The following is a 16,468-nucleotide window of genomic DNA, read 5'->3' on the forward strand; positions in this document are numbered from 1 at the left end:
TCCTGCTTGTCCTGAACAGGGAGGAGTGGCCGTGCGAGTCAAAGTCAATCACTGCGACACTGACTCGCTGCAATCCACCGGACCGGCTCCCCGATGAAGTTCGGCGAGCCCGCCCCGGATCCCTCCAAAGTCCCCCCGCCGCTACGGTGTCCACTTCAGACGCCGACTCGAATAGTCTCCCCCCCAAACCGCTGTCATCGATGGTTCCAGCCAGCCGCGTCCCCGCGCGCAGGCCCTCCCCTTCAGGGAATTCAGGTACAACATCGACGTTGACAGCGCTGCTGTCCCCTTTCGGCGTCGCCTCCGGGAAATTAGAATCAAGACAAAGTCGGGGCCTTGATGGAGTTCCGAACCTCTGTATCGTCAAACCGTTATAGTTCCACTGTACAGTTTCACTGTGACATGGAATCGGCAAAGGCAGGACGCGAAATGCAAGATATGCGACTTGACCGTCGGGTTTTGGTGACCCTGATTGGGTTGGTTGGATCGGCAGTGCTGTGCGAACGGGACCTGGCTTCGCAGGAAGCCTCCCCACCCGGCAACAAGGCCGAGCGCACTAACCGCCTCGCCACTGAGAGCAGCCCTTATCTGCTGCTCCACGCTCACAATCCCGTCGACTGGTACCCCTGGGGTCCGGAAGCGTTCGAGAAAGCCCGAAAAGAAAACAAGCTGGTCTTTCTGTCCGTGGGTTACAGCAGTTGCTACTGGTGTCACGTGATGGAGCGAAACGTCTTCAGCAATGAAGCGATTGCCAAGACGCTGAACGAACACTTTGTCTGCATCAAAGTTGACCGCGAAGAGCGCCCTGATATCGATGATATCTACATGACCGCCCTGCAGGTCTATTTTCAGATGATCGGGTCACCTTCAAATGGAGGCTGGCCCCTTTCGATGTTCCTCACCCCTGACGCCAAGCCTGTGGCGGGCGGTACCTACTTCCCCCCGGAGGATTCTGAGGGGAGCCAGGGATTCCCGACGGTTCTCGAAAAGCTGCTCGACGTCTGGAAGAATCAGCATGAACAGATGCTGGCAAACGCCGACATCATCTCCAACGAAACCCAGCGTCTGATGCGACCCAAAATCGCTCTAAAGACAATTGAAATCAACGACAAGTTGACCTCTACCGCCTTTGCGGCAATTGCATCGAGTTTCGATCCGGAATTCGGCGGCATTGATTTCAATGCCCGCAATCCAGAGGGCCCCAAGTTTCCGACTCCCACGAAGCTGAACTTCATTCAGCAGGTTTTGCGCAGAACGCCGAACCCTGAAGTGGCCCAGTTGCTGGATCTGACTCTCATTCAAATGGCCTGTGGCGGAATCCGCGATCATGTTGGCGGAGGCTTCCATCGTTACTCTGTCGATCGTCGCTGGAGTGTCCCCCACTTTGAAAAAATGCTGTACGACCAGGCTCAGCTGACTGACGTGTTTGTCGAAGGGTTTCGCACCAGCCACAACCCCGTTTACAAACAGGTTGCAGAAGAGATCCTGGAGTTCGTCACACGCGAAATGACATCCCCGGAAGGAGCATTCTACTCGGCAATCGATGCTGAAACGGATGGAATCGAAGGGGAGTATTTCGTTTGGGAAGCGAGCGAAATTGACGATATCCTGGGTGACAGCGCAGAACGTTTCAAGGAAGCGTATCGCATCAAGGACCTGTCAGATTTTGAACACGGAAATGTGCTTCGGCTTTCCCCACGGCGATTGCCGAAATCGGCCACCGCCACTCAGGACGAGGGGAAAGGGTTGGCCAATAGCGAGTTCGATGAATTCACCGCTGACCGCAAGAAGCTGCTGGCTGTCCGAAATCTCCGCAAGAAACCACTTCGTGACGAGAAAGTGCTGACCTGCTGGAATGGACTGATGATCGGCGCCTTCGCCCGCGCCGCCTCGCCGCTTCAGCACCCCGAATACGTTCGGGTTGCCGAGAAAGCAGCAACCTTTCTTCTCGAAAACCTGCGTGATCCCCAAGGCCGATTGCTGCACGTCTGGACGGGCAATCAGGCCAAACTCAATGCCTACCTGGACGACTACGCATTTCTCATCGACGGTCTGCTCGCTCTGTACGACGCCACTGAAGATTCGAAATGGCTGAAGTCGGCAAAGCGACTGCAGGACGAACAACTGCGCCTGTTCCTGGATGAAACGAACGGTGGGTTCTTCTTCACATCGCACCATCACGAAGAGCTTCTGGCGCGCACAAAAAATTCCTATGACGGTGTGCTGCCTGCCGGAAACAGTGTCAGCGCAAGAAACCTGATCCGACTGTCAAAACTGACCGGAATCGAGGCCTACCGCGAAGAGGCACGCGCAACAATTGAGCTGCTTGCGTCGAGCATGGAACAGTCCCCTCGCGGACTGGCCAATCTCGCCCTCGCAGCGACCGAATTACTCGAAGCCGAGGGAGAAACCAAAGGGGCGGACACCCGTGAAGTGACAGCCGAGGTCACACCCGCCGCCGCTCAGCAGCCCGCCGCGTCGAAAGAACCGCTGGTCGTACTTGCTGACCAGAAAGAAGAACGTCCGAAAAAGGATGAACTGGTTACCGGTCGGGCGTACCTCTCGACCGACAAATTGCCCCCCGGTGGGACCAGCCAGTTTCTCGTCCTGCTGGACGTGAAAGAGGGTTGGCATATCAACGCGAACCCGCCCAGCCAGGAGCATTTGATTCCCACGAAGGTTACTTTCAAATCCAAGGCCGGTGCAAAACTCTCCGATCCCAAGTACCCCAAGGGCCACGGATTCAAGTTCGAAGGAGAAGAGGCGGAAGTGGACGTGTACGAAGGGGAAGTCGCAATTCGCGGAGTTGTAACGGTTCCTGAGAAAGCGGCCGGACAAATGGACGAAATGGAAATCTCCATTACCTATCAGGCATGTAATGACACCGGCTGTCGTCCACCCAAGACGATCAAGCTGACGGGGAAACTTGCGGTCGCCAATCGGGGAGAAACCGTGAAGAACATCAACGCCCGCCTCTTCAAGGAAGCCCCCAAGGGCGAAGAACGCCGCAAGTAGCGAGCATTCGAACGCCACAGGTGTGGAACGGACATGCTTGCCGAAAAACTGCTCCGTAATCTCTGAATCGACGCACTCTGCTTTCCTGTTTTCGACCGGAAGGCAGAGTGTTTTTTTAGATTCGAAGCGATGAAATCTCCGTACCTGGCTATGGAACGCCGCCGTCGAGAAATCGATCGCTCCACCAGTGCTCAGACGTGACCGAGTCCGGTCGCATGGACAGTCTCTCCTGACAACAGTCGAGGGTGGAACAATCCCCCCAACGCGTTTGGAGGATTCGACGCGCACGGAAACAGGGACGAAGACGGCGATCGCCGGGATCTCGAGCGGCCATTCATGATTCGTCAGTCGTTATGCCAACTTGCCCCACCGCAACCGTCGGCCGGGTGAGGCGAGGATTATCGCGGCGCAGTCTCCATCAGTATTTGCTCGGCTCACCGGAATCGATTCCGGCGAACCGTTGGAACTCCAGTCGTGAGTTTCGGGGTCTACATCATTTCACCCCTGTTGCCGGCATTTGAAGAGAGTCAGTGGCTCTGCAAAGGTTGAGAAGCACTTACTGCAAGCTCTTGCGGACCACCGTGGGAGTCGGGCTGTCACTCCGCCGACTCGCCACCTTAATCTTCGCACGCTTCGCAGTCACCAATTTCTTGACATCTTCGACCACGGCAGCCCGTCCGATGAACGGTTCAACATCAACGATCTTGCCCAGAACAATCCCAACCAGTTTGCCATCCGAGTTGAAGATCCCGGATCCACTCCGTCCTTCCTGGGGCGGGTTGGTATAGAGATATTCCCTGTTTTCGATTTTCTGCAGCGAATGAAGTTCGACCGAAAATGTCCCATCCTTCTGTCGGCCCACGCTCGTAAGCTGTTCCTCCGGTTGAGGACTGGTCTTAGTCAGCACAGCTTCTGCGTGAGGCTGAGTCCATTTCACAGACAGCAGCGCCAAGTCGTGCTGTTCATCCACGGTGACGACACGTGCGGTTGCCGCTTCGCCATCACATTCCACTGTGAATTCTGAGAATCCTTCGACAACGTGCGCGCACGTCAGGATGCCGTCAGCGACGTTGACTCCTGAAGCCAGCGCGGATCGCGTGTCTTTGGCTCGGAGCTTCACGGCGTACTTCAGCAGCTTGCCCGAGGCGACCGGAGTCAATTCCACGACATGCTCCTGAAAACGGTCTTCATCAACAATTTTCGAAACGGACGGAATCCGAATAATGGAAACTCCATCCTCGGCCTTCGTCATCGGCTGAACGTCAACTGCCAACGCAGAGACGAAAAGTAAGCCGACTGCATTTCTCGTTAAGAATGGCATTCCTTGCCTCCCCAACCAAGCTGCCAGAGCCCTCGACGAAACCCGCCGCCATCCGGGGCCTGTTCGATAGCGACGTTACACCAACACCAAACCTCAACTTCATACCTTGCAGCATGAAGAATCTTTTGAGCCGGAATCCATTCCCGTCCGAGTTGCAGCTTCGAGTTGTCAGGTCGACATTCTGTCAGGATGCGTTGTATCGGCCGTCGTCGATTTTGAACAGACGTACGTGCCGACGAGACCCGTTTGCGAAAGCGCCAAGTCGTCAGTGAGTCATGTTCGCGTCAGGCATTTGACCTGTTGTGATCGGTCCTGCACGTTGACGGCCGACGCTCTTTCAGCCAAGGTTCGGCCGGTTATCATATGCTGACGAGATGAGTCAGACTACCACTTTTTCAAAGATAATCGAACCAGTCGACTGTCGACTCGCCTCTGCTGACTCGAAGCCCCCTCATCGTGCATTCAGTTCCGGCAACCAGAACATCACGGGATTTCTGCAGCACCCAGGGGAAATGCACCAGTCGATTTTGACGCGACCAGTTTTCAGCGATACGAGCGTGCAGCAGCCACAAGGTTTGGATTTTTGGCCGACTCACAACCTGTGATCTGGTGGTTCGATAGATCAAAGGGACTCGCAACTAGTCATCGCGCCTAATCGTCCGGGACCGGACTTGATCGAGTGCGATTTCAAACACAGGCTCCCAATAGCACATCGGGCGAAGGCTGCTCTGCGGAGCGCGTACATCACTCGACGTGTTTTTCCCCCCGCGAGTTCCTCGAACAAGAAATTTCCGAAATTGTGCAGGAAAGGCGAGTGCTCCTGCGGCGAGAAGCGGGTTCTCGGGACATGACGCCATGGGACGTGCGAGTTCACCGTGGCAGAACTCTGTTCATCCTACACCCTGACGACGGAGAATTTGGGCACCGCGGAAAGCGACACGGGCTCGTCAGAGACGAGCCCGTGATGCCACTTGAGCTTCGAGAAATGAACGTCTACTTCTTCGGCGGATCATTGTCGACTAGATCAAAATTCTGCTCGACGGGTCCCTGACCCGATTCGACTGTGATCCGCTCAATCGTCGACTTCGTATTGAACTTTTCCGGCAAGAGCTGGTCCTTGACCTCGATACCTCCCGATGGGGGTGGACGGTCAAGGGCGCCGCCGGGCAGCTTGTCATCAAGTGCTACACGATAGGAAACGACCGCGACCTGATAGGTCCCTGGCACCAGCGCCCACTTGGCAGGCAATTGATACCGCCCTTCGGTAATGATGGCCGATGTCGGGGGAGCCTTCGTCCCTTCGACGGGCTGAAAGGAGATCTCCCCATCCTCGATGGGCTCTCCATTATATGTCACCATTCCGTGCATGCCGATCCGTTCCAGCCCGGCCTCTCCACAGCCCGACAACCCGGCCATCGCGACCACACCGAACAGCAAACCAAACCAACGCATAGTATTTACCCCTCACTGGCAAAACCTTGTTTAGAACTCACCCAGGACTTCGCCGCCGGCTCTGGTCGTCAGTGCCGACAAAGTCACCTGGGAGATATTCTGAGAGATAAAGCGAACCGAACCGTCCCCCATCACAAAGTGGGCACCACCGGTGTGGTAACTGGCGGGGCCACTGAAGGCGTTCCCCCCCCACATGTCGTGCTGGTAAGGAGGCTGACCATTCGGGGTCGAACGGAACGGTGCGTTGATCCCGTTCTGAGTTCCAATCCCGTCGCCGTAAGCAATCCAGGAACAGCAGGAGTAGGTGCCAGGTCCCTGCGAAATGATTTCGCAGAACGCCAGGGTATTCGTCGTACCATCAGTGATGTCGCGGAACGTGACCTTGGAGTCGTGATAGAACATCCCGTTCCCGTTGTCGATGACAAGGCTCAGCGGGGCAAAACGTCCGGTTCCGGTGTCCGAAATCCCTTCGTAATGGGTCCGAGCAGTATCGTTGTTCGGATCCCCCCCATCGGGATTCGTCCCACCGGTCCAGTTGACCCCTTCGGTCACCGGATTGCTCGGGCACAGCAGGCCGGGCAGGACTGTCAAAGAGAGCTTTGTAAAGTTCGGGGGAGAATTGAATCCGACATTGGTGTTCAGCGCGTTGTAAAGGTTCGCCTGATCGAAGTAAGGAAGCAGCATCGTTTGAGTGCTATGCCCTAGATAAGGGGTCCCGGCGAGAGAGTAACGTCCGGCAGGCATGACGTTGAAGCTGCTGTTGTAGTTGTGCATGGCCAGCCCCAATTGCTTGAGGTTGTTGCGGCACTGGGTCCGCCTGGCAGCTTCTCGTGCCTGTTGCACCGCAGGCAGCAGCAGTGCAATAAGGACCGCGATAATCGCGATCACCACGAGTAATTCGATCAGTGTGAAACCGCGAGACCTTTGGCGCGACATGGGACAACCTCCAAATAGACAAAGTGAAGAAACTTGGACAGGTTTGAGCGCAAAGAAATGAAATGAGAGGCTGCAACGTGCGGCGTTTCTGTGCAGCCTCTGATGATTAGAGAACGCTGGCGATAGGACTCCCTTGATAGATGCGAAATGGGCGTCCATCGATATCGGGGAACTCTTCGTCGTGCCCGATGCCCATTTGAGAAAAAATCGTCGCGGCCATGTCGGCCGGCGTATAACCTTCAGTGACGGGCAGACCCCCTTCGCGATCAGTCTTGCCAATCGCCAGTCCCGGGGTCACGCCTCCGCCGGCAAACAAACAGGGGAAGACGTCGCCCCAATGATGCCGCCCGGGTGTGAATGGAACACCCGCAGCGTTGATCCCGCCAACAGCAATTGGCGAAATCTTCGGCGTCCGGCCCATCTCTCCACACATGACAATCAATGTTTCGCTTAGCAGTCCCCGTACGTGCATATCGTCCAGGAACCCGCTGAGGCACCGATCCAGCGAAGGAAGCAACTTTCCTTTCAAGTCGCGGAATGCATTCTGATGCGTATCCCAGCCTCGCAGATTGACCTGCACCATCCGCACGCCGGATTCCACCAGTCGACGTGCAACAAGCAGAGCCTGGCCCCATTCCTCGCGACCATATTGATCGCGCATTTCCGGAGTCTCTTGCGTCAAATCGAACGGATTACGCTTTCCCCGTTGCGAAACAATCAGCTCCAGTGCCTGACGCTGGTAGGCATCGTACTTTTGGACGCTGTTGTAGCTGTCGAGGTTGCGCCGCATCTGATCCAGCGAAGCCAGCAGCGCGGCGCGGTTCTCGACTCGCTCAACCACAGCTCCCTGCCCCATTCCCAGATCGGGCAGGACAAAATCGGGATTTCGACAGCTCGAATTGTCATACCACGACTTCGGGAGCTTACCGGGTTGCCGATCGGGGTCATCAGGCTGATCGTGACTGAAACAGTTTGGACACGAGCCTGCAGCATCGGGTGCGTGACACGGTGGTGCGAGATGGACTCGCCACCGTGTGTACTTCGGCCCCAGCATCCCCGGAGCAGTGCCGGGGGTGATGGATTCCCCCGAGCTGATACGCGTTCGAGGAACTTCGATAACAGGTGGCAGCCCACAACCTCTCGAGGGAGGGACCGCATACGAGATCATCGAACCGATCGACGGCCACTCCAGCGGACGAGACCGCTGGATCGCAATCGAATTGGTATTCTCACCAGGTGGCAGAGAATTATAGCCTGTGTTGACCATATACATGGCCGCACTATGTTCATTGCGGAACTGTCGATCCGACGGATGGTACATCGTACGGACGATCGAATACAGATTCGCACGTTGAGCCAGCTTCGGTAAGTACTCGCAAACCCTGAGTTCGGGATTCACCGTGGCGATCGAACTGTATTCGCCACGCACGACTTCAGGCGCTTCCGGCTTTGGATCAAACGTCTCATGCTGAGACGGCCCACCCGACTGAAAAATGAAAATGACAGACTTGGCCGGAGCCGATTTCGCTGAGGTGCCTGCCAGAGCTTCGAGCTTCAGCAGATCACCCAGACCCGTCCCCAGGAGTGTGAGCGCTCCTGCATGAAGAAGTTCGCGCCGGTCAATACCGGGATGATCGCTGCGACGACATCCGTTGTGGTGATGGGAATCTCGCATAACAGTCTTCCGACGGGCGACAAGGATGAGATTTACGTGCCCGTCGTCAGAACGGCGCCCCACCTTATGGCGGACAGGCGCAGCTTATGACGGACACTGATACTGATCAGTTAAGCGCGATATCTGATTCCTTCCGAACATGAAGAGTCACAGTAACCTCGAGCGGGCGAGCCACGAATTCGTGGCCTGCTGAGCCCCTCGCTACTCGTTCCTGCTTGCCTCGACCTGTTCCCCTGAACTCGGATTGTCAATTTCTCGATGGTCTACCAGCAGATGCCGACGCAAGAGCCTTATTGCCTCTTCCACGGCCCCTTCCGTCAACAGACGGTACAGCTCGCGGTGGTCGGACAACGTCTGCTGCATGTTCTCCCGACGGCCCTCTTCAGAACTTTCCGGTAATGGGGAAATTGGCAGCGGAGCATGCTGATAAACACGAGCCAGTCGCGAGTTCCCCGCCATCCCCACCAACACCTCATGGAATTTGCGATCCGCTTCGGCGTAACCGTATTCAAAGCCCGAATCGAGCAACTGCTGCATCAGTCCGCAGATTTGCTGAAGCTGCTCTAACCCTTCGGGGGGAATGGAGCCGCGGATTCGCAAGATCTCTAATGCACCGACCTCGATCGCAAGTCGCACTTCCAGAATCTCATCGAGAACCGCCTGCGTCGGGACGGGAACGAAAAATCCCCCCTTCGGCCCCGTCTCAAGCAAGCCCTCGTGTGCGAGCATATTGAGAGCTTCCCGTAAGGCGCTGCGATTCACATCCAGAAGCTCGGCCCACTTTTCTTCAACAAGTCGCGAACCCGCCGCTAACTGACCATGGGTCAGTCGACGCCGGAGATTTTCATAAATGGCCGTCGTTTGGACGGTTTTCAGCTTGGTAACCATAAGAAGAAGCTAATGCATCCGTCGACGAAAAACAATTGTATTTCGTCGACAATCCACGTAACATCTGAAATCAAATTCGCGTGGCAGCAAAGTTTGCCACGATGAGATCCTTGATCCGAGCGACCCGCTGCCTCAAAATCCCTGTTTTGCAGCCTGTCGAGCTAACTTCTTTTCGGGAAACCACATACCCACTGCGAACGACGTCAACAGCGTACTCCACTAACACCTCGCGAAAGATTCTCGAATGGCGGAGCGGAAATTCGTTCATGATGCAGCACTCTTCTTCACGATTCTCGCGTATCAGCTCGGTTTTGCTGCCGAGCCTCAGAAATTCGTCGACGATTTACACGCCGATTTCGTCGCAGGCAAGTTTGACGACGGTGGTCACAACTTTTACCCCTCCAAAGATGGCACGCTCCGCACCATCAACCGTTTCGATCTGAATTCGGATGGTTACCTGGACCTGCTGTTTAACTGCACGCACAACACGTACCAGATGCTCCCCGCCAGCGCGGGGACCATTGCGAAGGACCGCACCACACAGACAGCGGAGATCACCGTCGAGGGGTCCCAACGATGTGCGATTGCTGACCTAAATCATGACGGCTACAGCGATGTTGTCTTCTGTCCTAATCCGATTGGAGTCCATCATAATCGACGTTTCGTCATGGTCGCCTGGGGCGGTCCCGATGGATGGTCGTCGCATAGAATCAATTCACCTCTGCCCATCGAGGCAGCAGCCTCCGTTGATATCGTGGACCTGAACGGAGATGGCTGGGAAGATATCGCCGTACTGGGGGGTTCGCGCTGGATGCCGCAGCAGCCCCCGGGCAGGATTATTCGCCTCTATTGGGGCAGCCCCTCCGGATTCAACGTGACGGAATATCACGATCTGGGAATTCCTGGGGCCTCAGACCTGGCGTCCGGAGACTTCGATCAGGATGGAAAACGTGATCTCGCAATCCTGAGGTCCGATGGCAAGGTCTCTCTTATCTGGAGCAGTTTGCCAGAGGCAAAACCGTGGTCGCCGACCTCGACCGAAGTCACCCTTCCAATGGCTGATTCCACTTGCCTTAGCGCGGGGGACATCTCCGGTGACAGCAAAGACGACCTGGTCGTCGGGTCCTCCGCAGCAGCGTTGACATTAGTCGTGTCAGCAGAGGGACGGACCTGGTCCGAACCCGTACGAATTCCTGCATTCCCGGCGACGCAAATCACAATTGCCGATCTCGACCAGGACAAACGCGCCGACATCGTGCTGACTCAATTCGATCAGGCTCGCGCGGCGGGAGGCGAGCAAGCGGGTGTCGGCAAGAACGCGAACGACGTCGTTCGCGTCTTCTGGGGGGATGCCTCAGGGTATGCCGCAAACCGGGTCACGAATCTGGAAGCCCCGATTGCCGTTGCCACGGCAGCAGGAGACCTCGATGGTGATGGCAACATCGACCTGGCTGTCGCAGTGCATCAGGGGCAGACCACCTTCAATGGGGAATCATTTCCCTGGTTTGGTGATGGACAGAGAAACTTCAAGCGGGGTGAGAAAGGCTTTCAAACGTCAGGGACACTGCACGTTGCCGTCGCCCCGGCCGAAAAAGAACTCCCGGCTCGAGCCGTCTTCTGCAACAGCATCGGGGGAGAACTGGACGAAGCAGTCCCCCTGCACATGTACTGGGGCAGCCCGCAAGGGTTCGACCCGCAAAACCTCTGGAAGCTGCCGTTTCACAGCGGTTATGAATCGAGTGCCGCAGACCTCAACGCCGATGGCTTTACTGACCTGATCATCCTCAACTCGGGACACGCCGGAGAACATGCTCACAGCGATGAAACACTCGGTGCGAACATCCTCTGGGGTACTCCGGAGGGACTGGAAAAAGCGACCAAACGAACGGTACTGCACGAACACTTTCTGGGGACCAGCGGCGTCGCTGACCTCAATCGCGACGGATATCTCGATCTGGTGCTCGAACCATTCGGCCCCGATCATCCAGGTGAACCGGAAGAACTCTATATCTATTACGGCGGAGCAGACGGTTATTCGCCCAAACGCCGCGCCGTCCTTGTTCTGGGGGGCTACGCTCAGGAGCATCTGATTGCGGATTTCAACCGCGACAACTGGCTGGATATCGCCGTTACCTCACGGTCGCTCGACTGCGTCCGCATTCTCTGGGGAAGCCCTGAAGGATACGACACCAGTCGGGAGCAGCGTCTGAAAATCTCCGGACCACTGGGTGTGGACGCGGCTGACTTCAACGGAGACGGCTGGCTGGACCTGCTTTCCGCCAGCTACAACGATCCCGTTTCCGGCCACCGCGATATGGGACTGGTCATCTTCTGGGGAGAACCGACGGGCTATCAGCACGCCAATGCTCAGTGGCTGCCTGGATTCTCTCCGCTGGGACGAACCATCGCCGATTTCGACAGCGACGGCTATCTCGACATTTTTTCCCCCCAGCACAGCGGCGAGCTGACTCGCGAGGACCTCGCCTGCCATCTCTACTGGGGAAGTAAGTCCGGCTTCGGAACGCGCAAGCGGACGACAATCTTTGCCGATTCGGTCAATGACTCACTCGCTGGCGATTTCAATGGGGACGGCAAAATTGACCTCGCTGTCAATTGCCACACCCGACACGGTGACCACCGCACTCTGTCGAAGGTCTTCTACAACGATGGTGCTCGATTCGAGAATCCGACAATTCAAAAGCTGCCAACGAACGGACCTCACCTGCTCTGGGCAGCCGACATCGGTCACATTTACAACCGCAAGTACCGCCACGCATTCGAATCTCGCGTCTTTGAGTGGTACGACAAGGCGAACAGTGTCAGTCTTTCTGCGAAGGTAACTCTGCCAGAAAAGACGCTGGCTCAGTTCTCCGTTCGATCGGCTGCGGACAAATCGAAACTCGACAAAGCTGCATGGACACCCATCGAGAAACAATCTGTCCCGGTGGCAGCAGATCATCGAGCCATCCAGTATCGAGCCGTCCTGGTTTCCGATAACGGCGACCGCTACCCGCAGATTGAGCGTGTCGAACTCAAACTGGAAAAGTAATCACGTCGCCTGATTCGCACTTCGCGCGACGGCGTCACCTGCAGATCAGAGCGCGGCCCCTCTTGCTAAAGGACCGTGCTCCCCTGCAGGCGCAATCATTGAGATGACTGGCAAATCGCTGATGTCCACCGCAAAGCTGCGAATGCGCCTGTTCGGAAATTCAGCGACGCAAAGGTATGCTGCAGCACTCTGTCACGGGACCATTCAAAAACACCTGCTTCAAGACACGAAAATTCTCCAACGATTCGAGGATACTTCATGCAGACGATTGGCGTCGGAATGATTGGCAGCGGTTTCATGGGCCTGACGTACAGCGAGGTTGTTGCCAACCATGCCAAAGGTTGTCGCCTGGCCGCCATTTCGGGAGGTCGTCGGGCTGAACAACTCGCCAAAGACTATGACGTCCCCGCCATCGCTTCCTACGAAGAACTGCTTGCTCAAGACGACGTGCATGCTGTCATTCTAGCCACCCCCGATATCGCTCGTGTGGAACTGACTCAGAAAGCGGCGGCGGCGGGAAAGCATGTGCTTGTCGAAAAGCCCATGGCCCCCACGGTGGCCGAATGCGACCAGATGATCGCGGATTGCGAAGCGGCCAAGGTGAACCTCAGCGTGGTCAAGACGGAGCGTTACCGCAAGATCACCAACAAGGCGAAAGAACTGATCGACAACGGAACCACCGGTCCCGTGCAGATGCTCCGCACAGTCTCCGCATTTCCTCTGAGTCTTTCGCGTGACCTGTTCAAGGATCGGGCGTGGATGTCCGATCCCAAAGGGGGCGGACTCTTCATGGGGATGGCCTCTCACAATACCGACTTCCTTCGCTGGCTCACCGGACGAAACGCGATTAAGGTCTTCGCCCAGGCCACGACCTACAGCGATATCCCCGGCCCCCCGTTGTCAGTCATGGCGCAAATCGTGTTCGAAGACAACATCATGGCCCACATGTGGATCACGGGAGAATTAGCCGACCCCAGCCTCCCCAGCAGTGAGGTTCGTTTCCAGTGCTTCGGCCGCGACGCCATGTTCGATCTGGAAAACTTCGAATATCTTGACCTGGGCAAGGGCGAAAAGTGGGAGCGGATCTATACGCCAGAACGCTTCGACTACCTGAAGGAACCGAAGTCGCCGATCCGATTGTTCCCCCACATCGGCGTCATTCAGGAATTCATCGACAGTATTCGCGAGCAACGCCCGCCCAAGGTGGGAGGTGCCGAAGGACGCGCGGCCGTCGAGATTTGCGAGGCCTGCCTGATTTCTGCTCGAACAGGAGAAGCGGTCACGCTGCCACTGAAATCCTGAAAAGCCCGACCCAACCACCCTTTGCCCTTCCCTTGGGAATGATGACATCGTCTCACAGTGATCGCAGGTTTTCGCTGTGAAAAATGGCCGCTAACGCGGGGTTCCGACCGCCTCTCTAAAGAGACTCTATGAGCGACACATCCACCTCCGACGCCTTGCAAAGCTGTCCCCTGAACTGGCCGCAGCAGCGTTGGAATCTGATCCTGTTCGCTCTTTGCACCGGTACCCAGTATCTCGCCGCTCCCGTGTTGTACGTGGGAATCACGCAGGCCTCACTCTGCGATCGGCTTGGTGCGGACGCGCGAACTTCAAACCTGCCGGGCACATTGTATTTTGCCATGACCGCCATGCCGGCGCTGATCGCCTGGCTCTCACCACGCGTCTCTTCACTGAAACGAAACCTGTCACTTTGTTACGGAGCCTCAGCCTTAATGCTGACGGCGCTGGCGATCACCCTGTCCTCATCAGCCTCAGATCAGACAAAGCTCGCCATGGTCATCATGCAGGGAGCCGTGTCGGGTGCCGTACTCCCCACCGCCGTGGCATTTCTCTGGGAAGTCATCGCCCGGGGTTCTGATGAGTCACGTCGCGGCATCGCCCTGGGGCTCGCGTTTGGGGCGGGTCCCCTGCTGGCCGTTCTGGGTTCCTTCGTACAGACCGCCCTGATGGGTGGCGATCTGTTCGGCTTGCACTTTACGGGCCTCGAGTATCCGAGAAACTTTATCATTCTCTTCGGTGCCGGGGCCCCGATCATGGCTCTTGCCGCAATTCTGTCACAGCTCTTCGTGATTGCTCCCGTGGAAAAGGAGGTCGAGCGAGAGCCCGTCTCGTCGGTTGTTGGCGTCCTTGTCGGACTTCCCCTGATGTTCGCGTCGGTGGTTCTCATGCATTTTTCGTCACACCCGAACCCGACTTCCGCTGGCGTCGCCTCGTCCGGAACGATGGCTGCAGTCGGATACGTCGCGGCATGTGGTGCTGCCGTGGCCCTGATCTATCACTTCCGTGCGATCCTACAGCAGCGAGTACTCCTGATCGCGACACTGGTGACGGTACTTGCTTATGCCGGTAACGTCATTCCTTCCAATATGAATCTCTATGCCAAAGAACTGCTCGGCGACCTTCCTGAGAAGTCCGCCGGGGTGCAGAACATGCTCCGTTTCAGCTTCAAGATGTTGACCGGTGTGGTGCTGGGGTGGCTGCTGATTCGGACAAGCCCCCGGTTTGGAGTCGTGACAACGTCATTTATTTTTCTGTTGTCCCAGATCTGGGCGATGCTGGTGACCGGACCGCTCTACCTCCTCGCCTCAGGCATTCACGGTGCGGGAGAACTCGTCGGAGTCTACGCCCCGAACTACATCGTTTCCGCGTCACGCCGCGACCAGTTACGACGGAACATGGCTTTCGTCACGATGCTGATGGTTCCGGCGGCTCCGGCAGGCTATCTGTATGGAGCCATCGTCGATGGTGTCAAGCAGTCCGGATGGACAGCGTTCGGGATGAACAGCACTGTTTTGGGTTTTCGCCTCAGCTTTCTTGTCTGTGCCCTGTTCATTCTCAGTGGGATCATCCTGGCGATCTGCCTGCTCCCTGCCAAACCACGACCTGAGCCCGAGGCAGTTCCCTCGACATGATCCAGGAATTCCTGCAAGTAACAAGTAATTTGTCCCTCGATTTAACGCTCCGCAAATCCGTGTGCTGAACCAGGAAGCCAGCGGCGCATTCGTATCAGTGAAAAAGGAGTCTGCTTTGCCATCAATTCGCATTTTGAGTACCGGTCGCGTCGATGAACGAGAGTCGGCCTTTCCGCAGGCCGTGCAACTTCCGAATGGCGACATCCTCTGTGCGTTCAGTGTCGGGGGGGGCCAGTACGTTCACGGAGGTACCGATTGGGCTCGGTCCACGGATGGTGGCTTAACCTGGAAGGCCGAAGGACATCTGCTCCCGGCAACGATCGATCCCCCTTCTGCAAACTCACTCAAGATCAGTCTCTCTGCTGATGGCAAGACGATCTACGCCTACGGGACGCGCTATCTGGGGAGCCCCGATGAACGCTACGGAGAACGCGAAGGCCAGACGCTGTTCTGCCAGTCAACCGACAACGGCCAGACGTGGTCCTCGCCGCAGCCGGTCCCGATGCCGGCTCACCGAATGGAGATTTCACATTCCATTCGGCCCCTCGCCTCCGGCCGCCTACTCGCTCCCGGTGCCGTCCTCGCAACGAAGGAGCGTCTGGGTGAAGAGGTCGTCCTCGCGATTTCTGACGACGGGGGGCAAACCTGGCCGCATCTGCGAACCGCATTTAAAGATCCGAACGACAAACACGGGTATTGGGAACAGAAGTTCGAAGAGATCACCCCCGGAACGGTCATGGGAACGGCCTGGACGGTGACTCTCGGGGAATACCACGATCAACCCAACAGCTTCGCCATTTCGCACGATCACGGCTGGACCTGGAGTCACCCCCAGTCCACGGGGATCCGCGGCCAGACCCTGTCGTTCCTCCCCCTGGGCGAAGATCGGCTGCTGGTGCTTTACAATCGCCGCTACGGTCAGCAGGGAATCGTGATGGCGCTCGTCACCTTCACCGAAACTTCCTGGACCGTCGTCTACGAAGGCCTGCTCTACGACGCTCGTGACTTCCGTGACGGTCCGAATCAGGGGGCAACCGGAGTCGACGAACTGGATAGTTTTCAGTTCGGCTTCCCCACAGCCATCAAACTGCAGGACGGAACCATCCTCGCCACCAACTGGTCGGTCGAACAAGGACGATGTGGTATCCGATGGACCAAGTTGGCAATCGACTGGTAGCCCCGGGTGCAACTCAACACTT

The 16,468-nt window shown here is 56.8% G+C and carries 10 protein-coding genes; 5 read left to right on the plus strand and 5 right to left on the minus strand.

Going from position 1 to position 16,468, the window contains the following annotated elements:
* Positions 1 to 438: 438 nt before the first annotated feature.
* Complete coding sequence (locus tag ACGY09_RS02395) at positions 439 to 3,015, plus strand: DUF255 domain-containing protein (RefSeq protein WP_397570333.1); 2,577 nt, start codon at positions 439 to 441, stop codon at positions 3,013 to 3,015.
* Positions 3,016 to 3,571: 556 nt separating this feature from the next.
* Here ACGY09_RS02395 and ACGY09_RS02400 read toward each other — a convergent pair.
* The 5 genes from ACGY09_RS02400 to ACGY09_RS02420 form a co-directional block, all read right to left on the minus strand.
* Entirely contained in the window at positions 3,572 to 4,336 is a 765-nt protein-coding gene (locus ACGY09_RS02400) for a serine protease (protein ID WP_397570334.1), read from the minus strand.
* 993 nt (positions 4,337 to 5,329) lie between these two features.
* Positions 5,330 to 5,788 (minus strand): hypothetical protein, encoded by a 459-nt coding sequence (locus ACGY09_RS02405; RefSeq protein ID WP_373651682.1) that lies wholly within the window; start codon positions 5,786 to 5,788, stop codon positions 5,330 to 5,332.
* Between the two features lie 30 nt (positions 5,789 to 5,818).
* The gene (locus ACGY09_RS02410) at positions 5,819 to 6,724 is read right to left on the minus strand and encodes a DUF1559 domain-containing protein (RefSeq protein WP_373651681.1); all 906 of its coding nucleotides are present in this window, start codon (positions 6,722 to 6,724) and stop codon (positions 5,819 to 5,821) included.
* 106 nt (positions 6,725 to 6,830) lie between these two features.
* Positions 6,831 to 8,399 (minus strand): DUF1501 domain-containing protein, encoded by a 1,569-nt coding sequence (locus ACGY09_RS02415; protein ID WP_397570335.1) that lies wholly within the window; start codon positions 8,397 to 8,399, stop codon positions 6,831 to 6,833.
* A 201-nt stretch (positions 8,400 to 8,600) separates the two neighbouring features.
* Positions 8,601 to 9,287, minus strand: coding sequence for a GntR family transcriptional regulator (locus ACGY09_RS02420; protein ID WP_397570336.1), 687 nt, complete (start codon positions 9,285 to 9,287; stop codon positions 8,601 to 8,603).
* 244 nt (positions 9,288 to 9,531) lie between these two features.
* Here ACGY09_RS02420 and ACGY09_RS02425 point away from each other — a divergent pair, with 244 nt between their 5' ends.
* From ACGY09_RS02425 to ACGY09_RS02440, 4 genes are all read left to right on the plus strand, one after another.
* Complete coding sequence (locus tag ACGY09_RS02425) at positions 9,532 to 12,336, plus strand: FG-GAP repeat domain-containing protein (RefSeq protein ID WP_397570337.1); 2,805 nt, start codon at positions 9,532 to 9,534, stop codon at positions 12,334 to 12,336.
* Positions 12,337 to 12,594: 258 nt separating this feature from the next.
* On the plus strand, positions 12,595 to 13,638 hold the full coding sequence (locus tag ACGY09_RS02430) for a Gfo/Idh/MocA family protein (protein WP_397570338.1): 1,044 nt from the start codon (positions 12,595 to 12,597) through the stop codon (positions 13,636 to 13,638).
* Positions 13,639 to 13,766: 128 nt separating this feature from the next.
* A complete protein-coding gene (locus tag ACGY09_RS02435; RefSeq protein ID WP_397570339.1) occupies positions 13,767 to 15,269 on the plus strand; it encodes a hypothetical protein in 1,503 nt (500 codons plus the stop codon).
* A 115-nt stretch (positions 15,270 to 15,384) separates the two neighbouring features.
* Positions 15,385 to 16,446 (plus strand): sialidase family protein, encoded by a 1,062-nt coding sequence (locus ACGY09_RS02440; RefSeq protein ID WP_397570340.1) that lies wholly within the window; start codon positions 15,385 to 15,387, stop codon positions 16,444 to 16,446.
* Positions 16,447 to 16,468 lie beyond the last annotated feature (22 nt).

The organism is Schlesneria sphaerica, from assembly GCF_044336245.1.
GTDB classification, from domain to species: Bacteria; Planctomycetota; Planctomycetia; order Planctomycetales; family Planctomycetaceae; genus Schlesneria; species Schlesneria sphaerica.

What these genes read in the sequence shown, in the direction of transcription:
- ACGY09_RS02400 (WP_397570334.1), bottom strand. Translation starts at nt 4,336, where the DNA reads ATGCCATTCTTAACGAGAAATGCAGTCGGCTTACTTTTCGTCTCTGCG.
- ACGY09_RS02430 (WP_397570338.1), top strand. Translation starts at nt 12,595, where the DNA reads ATGCAGACGATTGGCGTCGGAATGATTGGCAGCGGTTTCATGGGCCTG.
- ACGY09_RS02435 (WP_397570339.1), top strand. Translation starts at nt 13,767, where the DNA reads ATGAGCGACACATCCACCTCCGACGCCTTGCAAAGCTGTCCCCTGAAC.
- ACGY09_RS02410 (WP_373651681.1), bottom strand. Translation starts at nt 6,724, where the DNA reads ATGTCGCGCCAAAGGTCTCGCGGTTTCACACTGATCGAATTACTCGTG.
- ACGY09_RS02420 (WP_397570336.1), bottom strand. Translation starts at nt 9,287, where the DNA reads ATGGTTACCAAGCTGAAAACCGTCCAAACGACGGCCATTTATGAAAAT.
- ACGY09_RS02415 (WP_397570335.1), bottom strand. Translation starts at nt 8,399, where the DNA reads ATGCGAGATTCCCATCACCACAACGGATGTCGTCGCAGCGATCATCCC.
- ACGY09_RS02425 (WP_397570337.1), top strand. Translation starts at nt 9,532, where the DNA reads ATGGCGGAGCGGAAATTCGTTCATGATGCAGCACTCTTCTTCACGATT.
- ACGY09_RS02405 (WP_373651682.1), bottom strand. Translation starts at nt 5,788, where the DNA reads ATGCGTTGGTTTGGTTTGCTGTTCGGTGTGGTCGCGATGGCCGGGTTG.
- ACGY09_RS02395 (WP_397570333.1), top strand. Translation starts at nt 439, where the DNA reads ATGCGACTTGACCGTCGGGTTTTGGTGACCCTGATTGGGTTGGTTGGA.